The sequence below is a fragment of the Flavobacterium araucananum genome (assembly GCF_002222055.1).
Classification (GTDB): Bacteria; Bacteroidota; Bacteroidia; order Flavobacteriales; family Flavobacteriaceae; genus Flavobacterium; species Flavobacterium araucananum.
The window spans coordinates 23231-36058 of record NZ_MUGS01000010.1; the positions used below are offsets into that span (position 1 = coordinate 23231).

Annotated in this window: 11 protein-coding genes; 1 reads left to right on the forward strand and 10 read right to left on the reverse strand. The window is 34.4% G+C overall.

All coding sequences use genetic code 11. From position 1 onward, the window contains the following. Positions 1-88 precede the first annotated feature (88 nt). The 6 genes from B0A64_RS08130 to B0A64_RS08155 all read right to left on the reverse strand — a co-directional run bounded on the left by B0A64_RS08130 (position 89) and on the right by B0A64_RS08155 (position 7420). A complete protein-coding gene (locus B0A64_RS08130) occupies positions 89-547 on the reverse strand; it encodes a RidA family protein (protein ID WP_089479019.1) in 459 nt (152 codons plus the stop codon). 186 nt (positions 548-733) lie between these two features. Then, positions 734-1177, reverse strand: coding sequence for a DinB family protein (locus B0A64_RS08135; protein ID WP_089479020.1), 444 nt, complete (start codon positions 1175-1177; stop codon positions 734-736). Between the two features lie 4 nt (positions 1178-1181). Then, positions 1182-1664 (reverse strand): GyrI-like domain-containing protein, encoded by a 483-nt coding sequence (locus tag B0A64_RS08140; protein ID WP_089479021.1) that lies wholly within the window; start codon positions 1662-1664, stop codon positions 1182-1184. 13 nt (positions 1665-1677) lie between these two features. Further along, on the reverse strand, positions 1678-2499 hold the full coding sequence (locus B0A64_RS08145; protein WP_089479022.1) for a DUF4249 domain-containing protein: 822 nt from the start codon (positions 2497-2499) through the stop codon (positions 1678-1680). 35 nt (positions 2500-2534) lie between these two features. Further along, positions 2535-4916 (reverse strand): TonB-dependent receptor, encoded by a 2382-nt coding sequence (locus tag B0A64_RS08150; protein WP_089479023.1) that lies wholly within the window; start codon positions 4914-4916, stop codon positions 2535-2537. A 281-nt stretch (positions 4917-5197) separates the two neighbouring features. Then, the gene (locus tag B0A64_RS08155; protein WP_089479030.1) at positions 5198-7420 is read right to left on the reverse strand and encodes an NADP-dependent isocitrate dehydrogenase; all 2223 of its coding nucleotides are present in this window, start codon (positions 7418-7420) and stop codon (positions 5198-5200) included. 399 nt (positions 7421-7819) lie between these two features. Here B0A64_RS08155 and B0A64_RS08160 point away from each other — a divergent pair, with 399 nt between their 5' ends. Then, positions 7820-8236, forward strand: a complete 417-nt coding sequence (locus B0A64_RS08160; protein WP_089479024.1) for a helix-turn-helix domain-containing protein — start codon at positions 7820-7822, stop codon at positions 8234-8236. A 552-nt stretch (positions 8237-8788) separates the two neighbouring features. On the opposite strand, the gene rplS is transcribed toward B0A64_RS08160, so the two are convergent. The 4 genes from rplS to trmD all read right to left on the reverse strand — a co-directional run bounded on the left by rplS (position 8789) and on the right by trmD (position 12258). After that, positions 8789-9139: a 50S ribosomal protein L19 gene (rplS, locus tag B0A64_RS08165; RefSeq protein ID WP_055098496.1), complete on the reverse strand. Its 351-nt coding sequence runs from the start codon at positions 9137-9139 to the stop codon at positions 8789-8791. Between the two features lie 260 nt (positions 9140-9399). Further along, positions 9400-10521 (reverse strand): agmatine deiminase family protein, encoded by a 1122-nt coding sequence (locus B0A64_RS08170; protein ID WP_089479025.1) that lies wholly within the window; start codon positions 10519-10521, stop codon positions 9400-9402. A 104-nt stretch (positions 10522-10625) separates the two neighbouring features. Then, a complete protein-coding gene (locus B0A64_RS08175) occupies positions 10626-11399 on the reverse strand; it encodes an AraC family transcriptional regulator (protein ID WP_208863521.1) in 774 nt (257 codons plus the stop codon). A gap of 178 nt (positions 11400-11577) precedes the next feature. After that, the gene (gene trmD, locus B0A64_RS08180; protein WP_089479027.1) at positions 11578-12258 is read right to left on the reverse strand and encodes a tRNA (guanosine(37)-N1)-methyltransferase TrmD; all 681 of its coding nucleotides are present in this window, start codon (positions 12256-12258) and stop codon (positions 11578-11580) included. Positions 12259-12828: the final 570 nt, after the last annotated feature.

Consider the following 12828-nt stretch of genomic DNA (forward strand, 5'->3'; position numbering starts at 1 on the left):
GGGATATTAAGATTAAAAGGATTTTTAAATGGTTTATAAGTAATAATCCAAACTTAACTTTCTTAATCTCTTAATGGTAAAAAAATAATTATTTTGTTGCTTTAAAAGCTATTGCGTCGACTTCGATTAACATTCCGTCGATGGCTAATTTAGGAACAGGAATTAATGTACTTGCGGGAAAGGGTTTGTTTTGCCATACTTTTCTAATCTCTTCATTCCATATTTTTAGTTTTTCCGGAGAATGATCTACGATTAGAATGGTTATTTTCATGATGTTTTCGGGTTTTAGATTGTAGCTGTCCAAAACGGTTACAATGTTTTGTAATGCTACTTTGGTTTGTTCTCTAAAACTATTGCTTAACGTGTGTTCTTTTCCTAAACCGCCGCTTTGTCCGGAAATATAAACTAATTCGCCTGATGTCGAAACTGATGATGCATGGCTAAAACCATAAGGCGTTGGGTCGAATAATGATTCGGGATTTTTGAAGGTTTGCGCTTTTGTGGTAAAAGCACAAAGTGAAAATAGAGTAAAAAGTAAATGTTTCATGTTTTAGAAATATTGAATTAATGATGCAAAGTTTGCACATTTCTAATTTCTAAACCTTTACATATGTTGAGGGTTTTGAGAAAAGTTTTCAGTTTACAGTCACAGTTTTCAATCTCACTTTACTCAAACTGTGACTGTGACTGTAAACTGTTACTGATACTGAATACCGAGACTGTAAACTTTTATTTAGTCTAACAACCTTCTATGATAATTAATTTGTCCTAAATGATAGGCTAAATGTGTTGCAAGATGAACTAAAAAATAACCTGTTGTCATTTCTTTTTCGAAAACAATTTGTGGGTAAATTTTTTCTAAGTCAGCTTCGGTTAAACTGTCAAGTGCATTATTTACAACCCAATTAGTTTTTTCGATTGTAGAGATAAGTGCTGCTTTTGGGACATTTTTTGTCGAAAACTCTAAGGGACGATCGCGAACGTAACGTGTTTTGCCAATTTCGGCACCAATAAAACTATTGATGTTTCCCATTAAATGCAAACAAAGATTTCCGGCAGAGTTAGAGATGTTTTTATCAATTACCCAAATCTGACTTTCGTTTTGATACGATTCGATCTCGACTTTTAATTTGTTGAGGTCACGGTCAAAAAGGGATTTTAGTGTTTCGATTAGCATAATTTTAAGCTTTGTTGGTTATAGGGATCCAAATTTCTTCTTCGGAGTCCGGATCTTCTTTTTTATATTGATCTCCCATTACGGCAAAATGGGGTCTTTCGTCTACGGTATATTCTGAATTTGGAAGCCATTCTACAAAAATAGAATGATAGGTTTTATGACCTTCACTTTGTGGACCTTTGTGTACAAATACGGCATATAATCCAGTTGGAATGGTTAAGGTTTCCATTTCTGACGGGATTTCATCAAAGTGAGAAACTTCGACAGCGGCCCATTTTTGAAAACTGTTATTGGGATCAAAATTGTCAAAATGGCCATCCGAAAAAACTTCAAGCGAATATAAATTAGAGTCGATTGTATTTTTGATTTCCTTGCGCTGGGGCATAAAAGAGCTCCACAATTGGAATGTTTTATTTTCGATAAACGACATTATAATGTGTTTACCAATTAGTTTTTTCTCTGATAAAGTTTCAATTCTGGCTTCCATGATGGTACTGATATTATTGAATTTTGTATTTTTTTATGTCAATTTCACTGAGCGAGAAATAACCTAACGGATAGTTGGCTTTATCAGTCATATTCATGATATTTCCTTTTACAGTTGCCGGTGGCGATTGAAAAGGTCCGCCAACATTACTTCCGGCAATACTAACTAAGATACTCATATAGTTATAATATTGTTTTGAAATTCCGTAATGTGTCATTTCGACTTCATCTCCAATTTTCAAATCATCATCGTCTGATGAACTGAAATATTCATTTCCCTGAAAAAATTTATCTTCACTCACATAATAGGTTGATGTAATTTTACTCGAATATACATATTTAAACAAATAAAAATTATCGACATCTGCCGGATCGTTAAAAAAAGCTTTTGTTTCGATTTCTTTTCCTGTAATCCCGCCTTCGTTATTTTGTTCTACTCGTGTTATTGGTGCTACAGACTTCATGATTTCGGTTGCAGTATAGGTAATCCCTTTGTTAATTACGGTTAAGGTATAGGTCTCGTCAATTACAGGTTTGAAATTTGTACAAACGTATCGTCCTGTTTTTGGAAGTTCAGTAAAAACGAATTGCTCATTTTGACTGTTTTTTATAAAAATGGTTGCGCCTGAAACTGTGGGTATAACATTTTCGAAATATCCGGTAGTTGTAGTCAATTTTATGGTTTGCTGTTTTCCGGTTGTTCCTTTTTGCCAGTTTATTGCAGCTTCAATTACTAATTTTGGAGCTGCGGTATCAAGATCAACATTAACGACTTCTTCGCAACTTAGGAAGAAAATCGATATAAAAACTACGAGTAGTAAGGTTGCTTTTTTCATGGTATATCTTTTGTTTTCTTTTTACAGAAGTTGTTTTAAAATTTAAAATTATAGCTAACGGCAGGAACCATCCCAAAAATCGAAGTTTGAACGGCTTCATTTGCTCCGGTATCAACATTCTGACGGAAATTGATCGAAGCTGCATTATGGCGATTGTATAAGTTATAAATACTAAAAACCCATTCGCCTTTCCAGTTTCTGTCCTTATTTTTTCTAGGTGTCAAAGTTGCCGAAACATCTAAGTGATGATATGCAGGCAAGCGGTTTTCGTTTCGTAGACCATAACTGGGAACCGTGATTCCTAAATATTCGTATTGACCGTTTGGATACGTAACCGGCTGACCGGATTGTAATGCAAAGTTGGCACCAAATGACCATTTTTCGTTCAGTGTATAGGCTGATGTAACGGCTAAATTATGGGTTTTATCATAGGCAGAACTGTACCATTGTCCGTTATTGATTCCTGTTTCGTCTGCAGTTCTTCCCGGAGTTTGTTGCTGCGATTTTGATAACGTATAGGAGATCCATCCGTTAAATTTACCTTCATTTTTCTTTAGCATAAATTCTACGCCGTAAGATCTCATGCGTCCGTTTAGAATTACCTGTTCAATGGCATCATTGGCAATCAAATCTGCACCATCAATATAATCTAATCTGTTCTGAATTTTTTTGTAATACGTCTCTACTTCTACAGAATAAGCGCCATTGTTTATATTTCTAAAATATCCCAGCGCCACCTGATCTGCAATTTGTGGTTTGATGTATTTATCACTTGGCATCCAGACATCCAGCGGAGTAGGAGATGAGGTATTTGAAATTAATTGAAGGTATTGCGCCATTCTGTTATAACTTGCTTTAATTGCCTGATCGTCGTTTAATTGATAAGAAGCTGAAAATCTTGGTTCTAAATTATTATAACTCTGGATCTCTTTGTTTTTGCCAAAATATTTCGTTGAGGTTGGTGTACCTTTTTCATAAATCTGCATATCGGTATTAAAAATTACCGGATTATTATTCTCATAATAATTAATTGTAGAAGAGCCTAAGCGGTAAAATAAGCTGTAACGTAATCCGTATGAAACGGTGAACTTTTTCGAAAGTTGATTTTCGGCCTCAATATAAACAGAAGGTTCAAAAGCATATTTTTTGTCTAGTTGATCCGGATTAATTCCTGATGTTTCATTGCTTGGTCTGATCGTTCCGGGATTAAATTCATAGTAAATTCCGTTTAAGCCATAATTTAGTTTGAATTTATCTGAAATATAATTTTTGAAATCGTACTTGATATTATAGTTTTTAATTCCGGAATCCCATTTAAAGCCTACAAAGTCCAGGTCTAGACCATAATAATAATCGCTGTAAATCAAGGATAAATTGGCAAATAATTTATCAGAATACAAATGATTCCAACGCAGGTTTAAAGTCGAGTTACCATAAATATTGGTAAAACTTTTGTTGAGGCTAAAGACGTCACGACCAAAATAACCGGATAAGTACAAACTGTTATTATCGTTTAGTTTATAACTTAATTTGGTGTTTAAATCATAAAAATAAGCCGTATTGTCTTTTTGATCTTTTGACAGTTTTAAAAATAAATGTGCATACGAAGCTCTTCCGCCAATCAAAAACGAACCTTTATCTTTTACGATAGGTCCTTCGGCAAGAATTCTGCTTGAGATTAGTCCAATTCCACCATTGACATGAAATTCTTTACTGTTTCCGTCTTTCTGATAAATATCCAAAACCGAAGAAGCCCGTCCGCCATATCGGGCAGGAATTCCGCCTTTGTATAGTTTTAAATCTTTTATGGCATCAGGATTAAAAACAGAGAAAAAACCAAATACGTGAGAGGAGTTAAATATAGTTGCTTCGTCTAATAAAATTAAATTTTGATCTGCACCACCACCGCGAACATTAAACCCTGAAGCGCCTTCGCCTGCATTGGTAACTCCCGGAAGTAATAAAATTGATTTTAAAACATCGACTTCGCCCATAACTACAGGCATTTTTTTGATGGTGGCAATCGAAAGTTTATTGGCACTCATTTCCGGTGATTTAATATTGATTTTACCTTTATTGTCCGTAATTATAACTTCCTGGAGCTCTTCGCCACTTTCGTTTATTGCAAAGTTGTTTTTAGTGTTTTGATTTAAAACAACCGTTTTTTGAATGGTTTGATACCCCACATAACTTATTTCGATTTCATGTTCGCCTTTAGGAACGGTAAGCGAATAAAAACCATATTCATTGGTGGTCGTTCCTATTTTTAAAGAAGGAATGTAGATGTTTACGCCAATTAAGGTTTCATTATTTTTAAAGTCTGTGATGGTACCGCTTAAAGTAAATTTTTCCTGAGAAAATGAAGTTAAAGTCGTTAAAAGGAAGATAAAAAGAAGGCCAATTTTTTTTGTAATCATTGTCTTGGTTTTGAAACACATAGTTAATAATTCTTACTAAATATTTTAGGGGAAAGATTGTTAAACATTAGTTAAGAATGCACGCTCTTTGTTACAGGTTTTGAATTCTTTTTTACTTTAAAAATGGTTTCAACAGCTTTTTGATCTTTTTACGGGCAGATTCAGATAAAACCTAAAAATATTTGGCTGTTCTTATTTCTTATAAACAAAAAAAAGACANNTGTCTTTTTTTTGTTTATAACATATCGTAGAGACGCACAGCAGTGCGTCTTTCAAATTGATTATTTTATTTCAGCAATAATTGCATTAAATGTTGCACTTGGACGCATTGCTTTGCTCACTAACTCAGGAGTTGGCTGGTAGTAACCGCCAAGAGTTTGAGGTTTTCCTTGCGCACCAATTAATTCAGCATCGATTTTAGCTTCGTTAGCTTCAAATTGAGCAGCAATTGGTGTAAAGATAGCTTTCAATTCAGCATCTTTATTTTGAGCTGCAAGAGCTTGTGCCCAATAATAAGCAAGGTAAAAATGAGAACCACGGTTATCAATTTGACCTACTTTACGAGCTGGAGATTTATCGTTTGCCAGGAATTTATCGTTTGCTTCGTCAAGAGTTTCAGATAAAACAATTGCTTTAGAGTTGTCTAAAGTTTGTCCCAGATGCTCTAAAGAGGCACCAAGAGCTAAAAATTCTCCTAATGAATCCCAACGTAAATATCCTTCTTCTGTAAATTGCTCAACGTGTTTTGGAGCAGATCCACCAGCACCAGTTTCGAACAATCCACCACCATTCATTAACGGAACGATAGATAACATTTTAGCCGAAGTTCCTAATTCTAAAATTGGGAATAAGTCAGTTAAATAATCACGTAAAACGTTTCCTGTTACAGAGATAGTATCTAAACCTTTGATGATTCTGTCCAGAGTAAATTCTGTAGCAGCAATTGGGTTAAGGATACGGATATCTAAGTTTGTTGTATTGTGGTCTTTTAAATATTTTTGAACTTTTACGATCAATTCTCTGTCATGTGCTCTGTTTTCGTCTAACCAGAAAACAGCAGGAGTATCAGACAAACGGGCTCTGTTTACAGCAAGTTTAACCCAATCCTGAATAGGAGCATCTTTTGCCTGACACATTCTAAAAATATCATTTGTCTCAACGTCTTGTTCCATCAAAACAGTTCCTTTATTGTCGATAACGCGAACAACACCATCAGCTTTTATCTGGAAAGTTTTGTCGTGAGATCCGTATTCTTCTGCTTTTTGAGCCATCAAACCTACGTTAGGAACACTTCCCATTGTTTTAGGATCAAAAGCACCGTGTTTTTTACAGAAATCGATAGTTGCAGTATAAATTCCAGCATAAGAACGATCTGGAATAACAGCAAGAGTATCTTGTTGTTTTCCTTCTTTATTGTACATCTGTCCAGAAGTACGAATCATTGCAGGCATAGAAGCATCAACAATAACATCAGACGGAACGTGTAAGTTTGTAATTCCTTTGTCAGAATTTACCATTGCAAGAGCTGGTCCGTTTTCGATAGCTTTAGTAATATCAGCTTCAACTTCGGCTTGTTCTGGTCTTCCGGCAATTTTTGCGTAGATATCACCTAAACCATTTCTGGTATCAATATTTAATTCTGCAAATAAAGTTGCATATTTTTTAAAAAGATCAGCAAAATATACTTCAACGATAGCGCCAAAGATAATTGGATCTGAAACTTTCATCATTGTAGCTTTTAAGTGCACAGAAAGTAAAATTCCTTCTTTTTTAGCATCGGCAATAGCATCAGCAACAAAACTTTTTAAAGCTTTTAAGTGCAATACAGAGCTGTCGATGATTTCACCTGCTTTAAGCGGAGTACTTTCTTTAAGAACAGTAGCTGTACCGTCTTTTGCTACAAATTCGATTTTTACATCATTAGCTTCTGCAACAGTAAGCGATTTTTCGCTTCCGTAGAAATCACCGTTTGGCATAGAAGCAACTTTAGTTTTTGAGTCAGCAGACCAAGCACCCATTGAGTGCGGATTTGCTTTTGCAAAGTTCTTCACCGCTCTTGGCGCTCTACGATCAGAGTTCCCTTCACGTAAAACCGGATTTACCGAAGAACCTAAAACTTTAGCATATTTTGCTTTAGTCTCTTTTTCAGCATCATTTTGAGGATTTTCCGGATAATTAGGAATTTTATAACCGTGAGATTGCAATTCAGCAATAGCAGCTTTTAATTGCGGCACTGATGCTGAAATGTTTGGTAATTTGATAATATTAGCTTCAGGTTGTGTTGCTAATTGACCTAATTCAGCTAAAGCATCTACCGTTTTTTGAGCATCTGTAAGAACCTCAGGAAAATTAGATAAAATTCTACCCGCCAAAGAGATGTCTCTAGTTTCAATAGCAATACCAGCAGTCGCAGTAAATGCCTGAACAATAGGTAAAAAAGAGTAAGTCGCTAATAATGGCGCCTCATCAGTTAAGGTGTAATAAATTTTTGAATTCTTTGTCATTTTTTTTTTTTTTATAATCGTATCGCCGGGAAATGGCAATGTAAAGGTATAGTCGGCTCAAAATGAGCGGAGCAAATATAATAAAATCAGTCCGAAATCGGTGTAGTTTTGATGAGAAATGCTGAAATTATCAGATTGTTATTTCGGGCTCGTTTAATTGTCAAATCGATGATTTTGGTATTAAAAAATTACAGTTTTGATGAATCATAAGTAAAAGCCCAACATTTCGAAAAACGAAAATACTACAGTTGCATAAAATCATTTTAGTTTTGTTTATTTTTGTATGAAAAGGTGTATTTTTGGCTAAAATGCAAGAGACATATAACAAATGTAAGATACATTGTTTAATATGTTTTTTACTTGTTGTTTAGTATTACGCTTAATCATTATCTTTGAATTATGAGCACACTTACAAAACCAAATCATATAGGGCGAAAAATAAGCCGTATTCGTGAACTTCGAGATATGAAGCAAGAAGCTTTGGCACAGGCTTTAGGAACAAACCAACAAGCTATATCTGCTATTGAAAACAGTGAAACGATAGACGAAGAAAAATTGGCAGAAGTTGCAAAAGCGCTTGGCGTAACTGTTGAAGCAATCAAAAATTTTTCAGAAGACAATATGATTAATTATTTTAATAGTTTCCATGATAATAGTTTTACAAATGGAACAGCATTCAGTACAAATCATTATTGTACTTTCAACCCATTGGATAAATTAATCGAAATTTTTCAGGAAAAAGAAAAGCTTTACGAACGTTTGCTACAAGCTGAAAAAGACAAAATCGAATATTTGGAAAAACTATTAAAAAAATAGAACACCAATTTTCATTAAAATACAAACCGATGCTTTAGGAGTGTCGGTTTTTTTATTTTGGGCGTGCCCCGCCGAAAAAGGCGGGTCGGGCTATCCGCTGCAAGTCCTCGCACTTCCTTCGTCAGGCTGTGGGCTTTCCACTTCTATCCCTCACGCAAACCGTAAAACAAGAACATTTTAATGGATGGATTAAAATCCATCCTTACAAAATAAATCGAGCCGAAGGCTCTTTATGCAAAGTTCCGTAGGAACGATACATTTTGTAGCAACGGATTTTAATCCGTTGAAATAATGTATGTCGCGCAATCTGAGAAACCTGTTAGGTTTTTAAAACCTAACAGGTTTTGCGTAAACTAAAAGCTCTTATGAAAATGATTGCCCTAGCCCCGATAGAAGTGGAAATCCTTTTGCTTTTTTCTTTAAAAAGCAAAAGATTGAAACGAATAGCGGGATTAGCTCCTGAAAAAGATTATGATATTTTAAAAATCAGGCATAAAAAAAACTCGTTTCAAATAAATGAAACGAGCTTTTTTATAACAAAGAGATAAATGATTATCTTCTTTTATCTTTAATCTTAGCTTTTTTACCAGTAAGTTCTCTGAAGTAGAAAATTCTAGCTCTACGTACAGCTCCTTTTTTGTTGATTTCAATTTTCTGTAAAGCTGGTAAGTTTACTGGGAAGATACGCTCAACTCCAATAGCTCCAGACATTTTACGGATAGTAAAAGTTTCTGTGTTACCAGAACCTCTTCTTTGAATAACAACTCCTTTAAAAAACTGAGTTCTTGTTTTTTCACCCTCTTTAATTTCGTAGTAAACTGTGATAGTATCTCCAGCTCCAAAAACAGGGAAATCTTTTTTAGCAACTAATTCGGTTTGAACGAATTTCATTAAATCTGCCATGATATCTTATAATTATGGTTTTTATATAGAGCAACATTCACGGATCTCGCCAGAGGTTAGTCTAATTCGGGTGCAAATGTAGAAAATAATTATGAATTATAAATTGATAATTGTAATTTATTTTAAGTTATTGATATGTTGTTGTTTACAGTCGCAGTTTACAGTCACAGTATTCAGTCGCAGTTTACAGTTGCAGTTTTATCACGCAGAACACTGCGACTGCGACTGAATACTGTATACTGCCACTGAAAACTGCAAACTTACTTAGGTTGCTGTTGCGTAACGCAATGAATCATTCCTCCATTTGCGTATAAATTGCGAACATCGATGCCAATTACTTTTCTGGAAGGATATAAATTTTGAATCAATTGATTTGCAACGGCATCATTTGGATCATTGTAATTAGGGACTAAAACAACTGTGTTTCCAATATAATAGTTTACATAAGAACCTTTGTATCCTAGTTTTTTGCCATAAGTTGTTACAACATCATTCTTGGATAATGGCAGTTTTACAAAAGTATAGTTTTTGCTATTTATGTCTTTAGAATTGTACAAAGTTGCAATGTCAGTTTCCGGAACTTCCCAATACAACAAATCATTTTCATTCATGGTTACGATTGTGTTTGTGTTGCCAAAACGAGCAAAACCATCAATGTGCATATCGGTAATTTCTCTTCCTGCTTTTCCTTCAAGCCAAATAAAATGGGTTATTCCTAAATACTTTCTAAAATTTGCTTCGGCTTGTGCCTGCGTCATTCCGGGATTACGATTCGAATTTAATATCGCGCTTTTGGTAGCTAATAAAGTACCATTTCCGTCTATTTCTACCGCGCCGCCTTCATTAATCATTACGCTATTTAAATCTATAACTGTCGTTTTTTGATCTTTTGCAATTTGCGAAGGAATGGTATTGCAATTCTTGAAAGCTGCCTTTTTGCCCCAGCCATTAAATCCCCAATCCTGAATTACCAATTGATTGTTTTTGTCTTTTACATAAATAGGACCATTATCTCTGATCCAAACATCATCGGTTTTAAAAATTTTAAATTCAATTGAAGATAAAGAAATCCCTGCATTTTTTAATAACTCAGTAATTCTGTTTTTTTCGGTAATATCGTAAGCAATAATATGTACTTTTTCGCTTGTAGCTAATGATTTGGTCATTGTGATCCATGTTGCATCTAAATCATTTCTGTAATCAATTCCATATTGATATTGATGAGGCCATTGCAGCCAAGTTCCTTCATGTGGTGCCGATTCTTCGGGCATTGTATACATAATTTCGGTATTTTTTGATTCATCCGGTTTTGCTGTTGCTTCGTCTGGCTGACAAGAAGAGAATAAAGGCAATAATAGCAGGGTTAGAAATAGTTTTTCCATCTTAGTTGTTGTTAATTAAATGTTTAGTGTCATTTGATACCGGTATTTTGACAGTACAAATGTATTTCTAAAGTGTAATTGCTCAGTTGTCCAAAATGGACAAGTTAAAGAAGAGGAATAAAAATCGCCGTAAGATAATCAGATGGAGTATCACAATTTCCGTTGTTTGTAATATAATGTTCGATTACAGGTAAATGAGAGAATTCAATATTGTTACTTAAAAACCATTTTCCAAAGATTTGCTGATACGTATCTTCTAAGGTTTCATAACATCCATGATGAAAAAAACAAGCATATCGACCTCCAAAAATCTTTTTTATCGGAAGGTTTTTAGTAATAGCTTCGGTAACAATACAAGCTTCGTAAGTGCACTTGGTTTTCTCGGTAATCACAATATCATCTGTTATGATACCGTAGAAATCTGTAATAGGTTGGGGAAATTCATTTTGTAATAAAGTATCCCAAAGGTTTTCTATTTCCGGATTGATATAAGAAGTTTTACAACTGGAATAATAAACTGTTTTTTCGGGAATAAAAAGAATCTCAGGTTCTAAAACAGGAGAAATCGTTTGTTGCAGAGGAACGTCGTTTAATAAAAGTTCTTTTTGATTTCGCGCAACAGAAGGCGAACAATTGAAATGTTTTTTGAAAGTTTTCGAGAAAGACTGCACATCGGCAAATCCTACTTCAAGCGCAATATCTGAAATTGGCGCATTCGAATATAAAAGTTTTTTATAGCCGTTTTCTACTTTCAATCGGGTTTGATAAGCGCCAATTGTTTCCTTAAATAAAGAATAAAAAACACGCTGCAAATTTCTATAGGAGTAACTGGAAATATCTTCAAGAGAATTTATTGAGATGATTTGATTGTAATTCATCTCAATATAATTCCGAGTATTGTAGATATGTTTTAGATTCATCTTTTATCCAGTTTGCGGTCGCAGTCTCAGTCTCAGTTTGCGGTCGCAGTCTCAGTCTCAGTTTGCAGTCACAGTTTTCAGTCTCAGTATTCAGCACGTTGAGACTGAAAACTGCAAACTGGGACTGAATACTTTCCTAATGTCCTTCAAGCAAATCCGGTCTTCTGTTTTTTGTATGTTCAAAAGCCATATCCTCGCGCCATTTGTCAATTTTAGCAAAGTGACCGCTTGTTAAAACCTCAGGAACTTTCCATCCTTTATAATCTGCAGGTCTTGTATATATAGGTCCGGAAAGTAAATTATCCTGAAAACTATCTGTCAAAGCAGATGTTTCATCACTCAAAACACCAGGAATTAATCTAATTAAAGCATCTGATAAAACCAAAGCGCCTAATTCTCCACCCGATAAAACATAATCACCAATCGAAATTTCTTTGGTAATAAAATGATCACGAACACGCTGATCTACACCTTTATAATGTCCGCATAAAATGATAATGTTTTCATACATCGACATTGTATTGGCCATTTTTTGGTTCAGCGTTTCTCCGTCCGGTGACATATAAATGATCTCGTCGTATTCCCGTTCACTTTTCAAATGTGTGATACAAGCATCAATGGGCTGAACCGTCATCACCATTCCGGCGCCTCCTCCAAAAGGATAATCGTCGACGCTCTTTTGTTTGTTCGTAGTATAATCACGTAAATTATGAAAATGAACTTCGACCAAACCTTTGTCTATAGCACGTTTCATAATCGAAGCCTCAAATGGGCTTCTTAATAATTCCGGCAAAATCGTTACAATGTCAATTCGCATTTTTTTTCTTCAATAGTTCTAAGTGGCAAAGATACAAAGTTAATTTTTGAGAATTTTATGGAATTTTTATTTGAAAGGTTTAAAAACAAATAGTCAATTATTAAGTTCGTTCAGGAAAATAAGTAAGGGACTTTTATTCAACGGGAGAAAATCATATTATTGTAGAGTTTATTTCGACAGGAACCGCACCAGATAATTCAAAATCAGAATTGCCTATTTGTACTATTTTCACAATTGACAATGGATTAATTACCAAAGATTTTACGTATTTCGATAATTTTGAAGATGAAGGCGAGAAGTAGATTCTGATTGTAAATAGTGTAGTCCCTACGGGACAAACAGGTCTTATTAAATATTATTTTTTCTACCGATATTTAGTTCCTAACGGAACATTTCTTTATTATTTCTTTGTTTTATGGTGTGTAGAATCTTTGATGTGTATTGTTTTGGAAATTATTCCATGTTTTTATTGGTGTAGTGCCTACGGGACAAACAGGTCTTATTAAATATTATTTTTTCTACCGATATTTAGTTCCTAACGGAACATTTTTTTATTATTTCTTTGTTTTA

Coding starts and splice junctions, on each gene's coding strand:
- B0A64_RS08130 (WP_089479019.1), bottom strand. CDS start 547: ATGAAACATTTACTTTTTACTCTATTTTCACTTTGTGCTTTTACCACA.
- B0A64_RS08135 (WP_089479020.1), bottom strand. CDS start 1,177: ATGCTAATCGAAACACTAAAATCCCTTTTTGACCGTGACCTCAACAAA.
- B0A64_RS08140 (WP_089479021.1), bottom strand. CDS start 1,664: ATGGAAGCCAGAATTGAAACTTTATCAGAGAAAAAACTAATTGGTAAA.
- B0A64_RS08145 (WP_089479022.1), bottom strand. CDS start 2,499: ATGAAAAAAGCAACCTTACTACTCGTAGTTTTTATATCGATTTTCTTC.
- B0A64_RS08150 (WP_089479023.1), bottom strand. CDS start 4,916: ATGATTACAAAAAAAATTGGCCTTCTTTTTATCTTCCTTTTAACGACT.
- B0A64_RS08155 (WP_089479030.1), bottom strand. CDS start 7,420: ATGACAAAGAATTCAAAAATTTATTACACCTTAACTGATGAGGCGCCA.
- B0A64_RS08160 (WP_089479024.1), top strand. CDS start 7,820: ATGAGCACACTTACAAAACCAAATCATATAGGGCGAAAAATAAGCCGT.
- rplS (WP_055098496.1), bottom strand. CDS start 9,139: ATGGCAGATTTAATGAAATTCGTTCAAACCGAATTAGTTGCTAAAAAA.
- B0A64_RS08170 (WP_089479025.1), bottom strand. CDS start 10,521: ATGGAAAAACTATTTCTAACCCTGCTATTATTGCCTTTATTCTCTTCT.
- B0A64_RS08175 (WP_208863521.1), bottom strand. CDS start 11,399: ATGAATTACAATCAAATCATCTCAATAAATTCTCTTGAAGATATTTCC.
- trmD (WP_089479027.1), bottom strand. CDS start 12,258: ATGCGAATTGACATTGTAACGATTTTGCCGGAATTATTAAGAAGCCCA.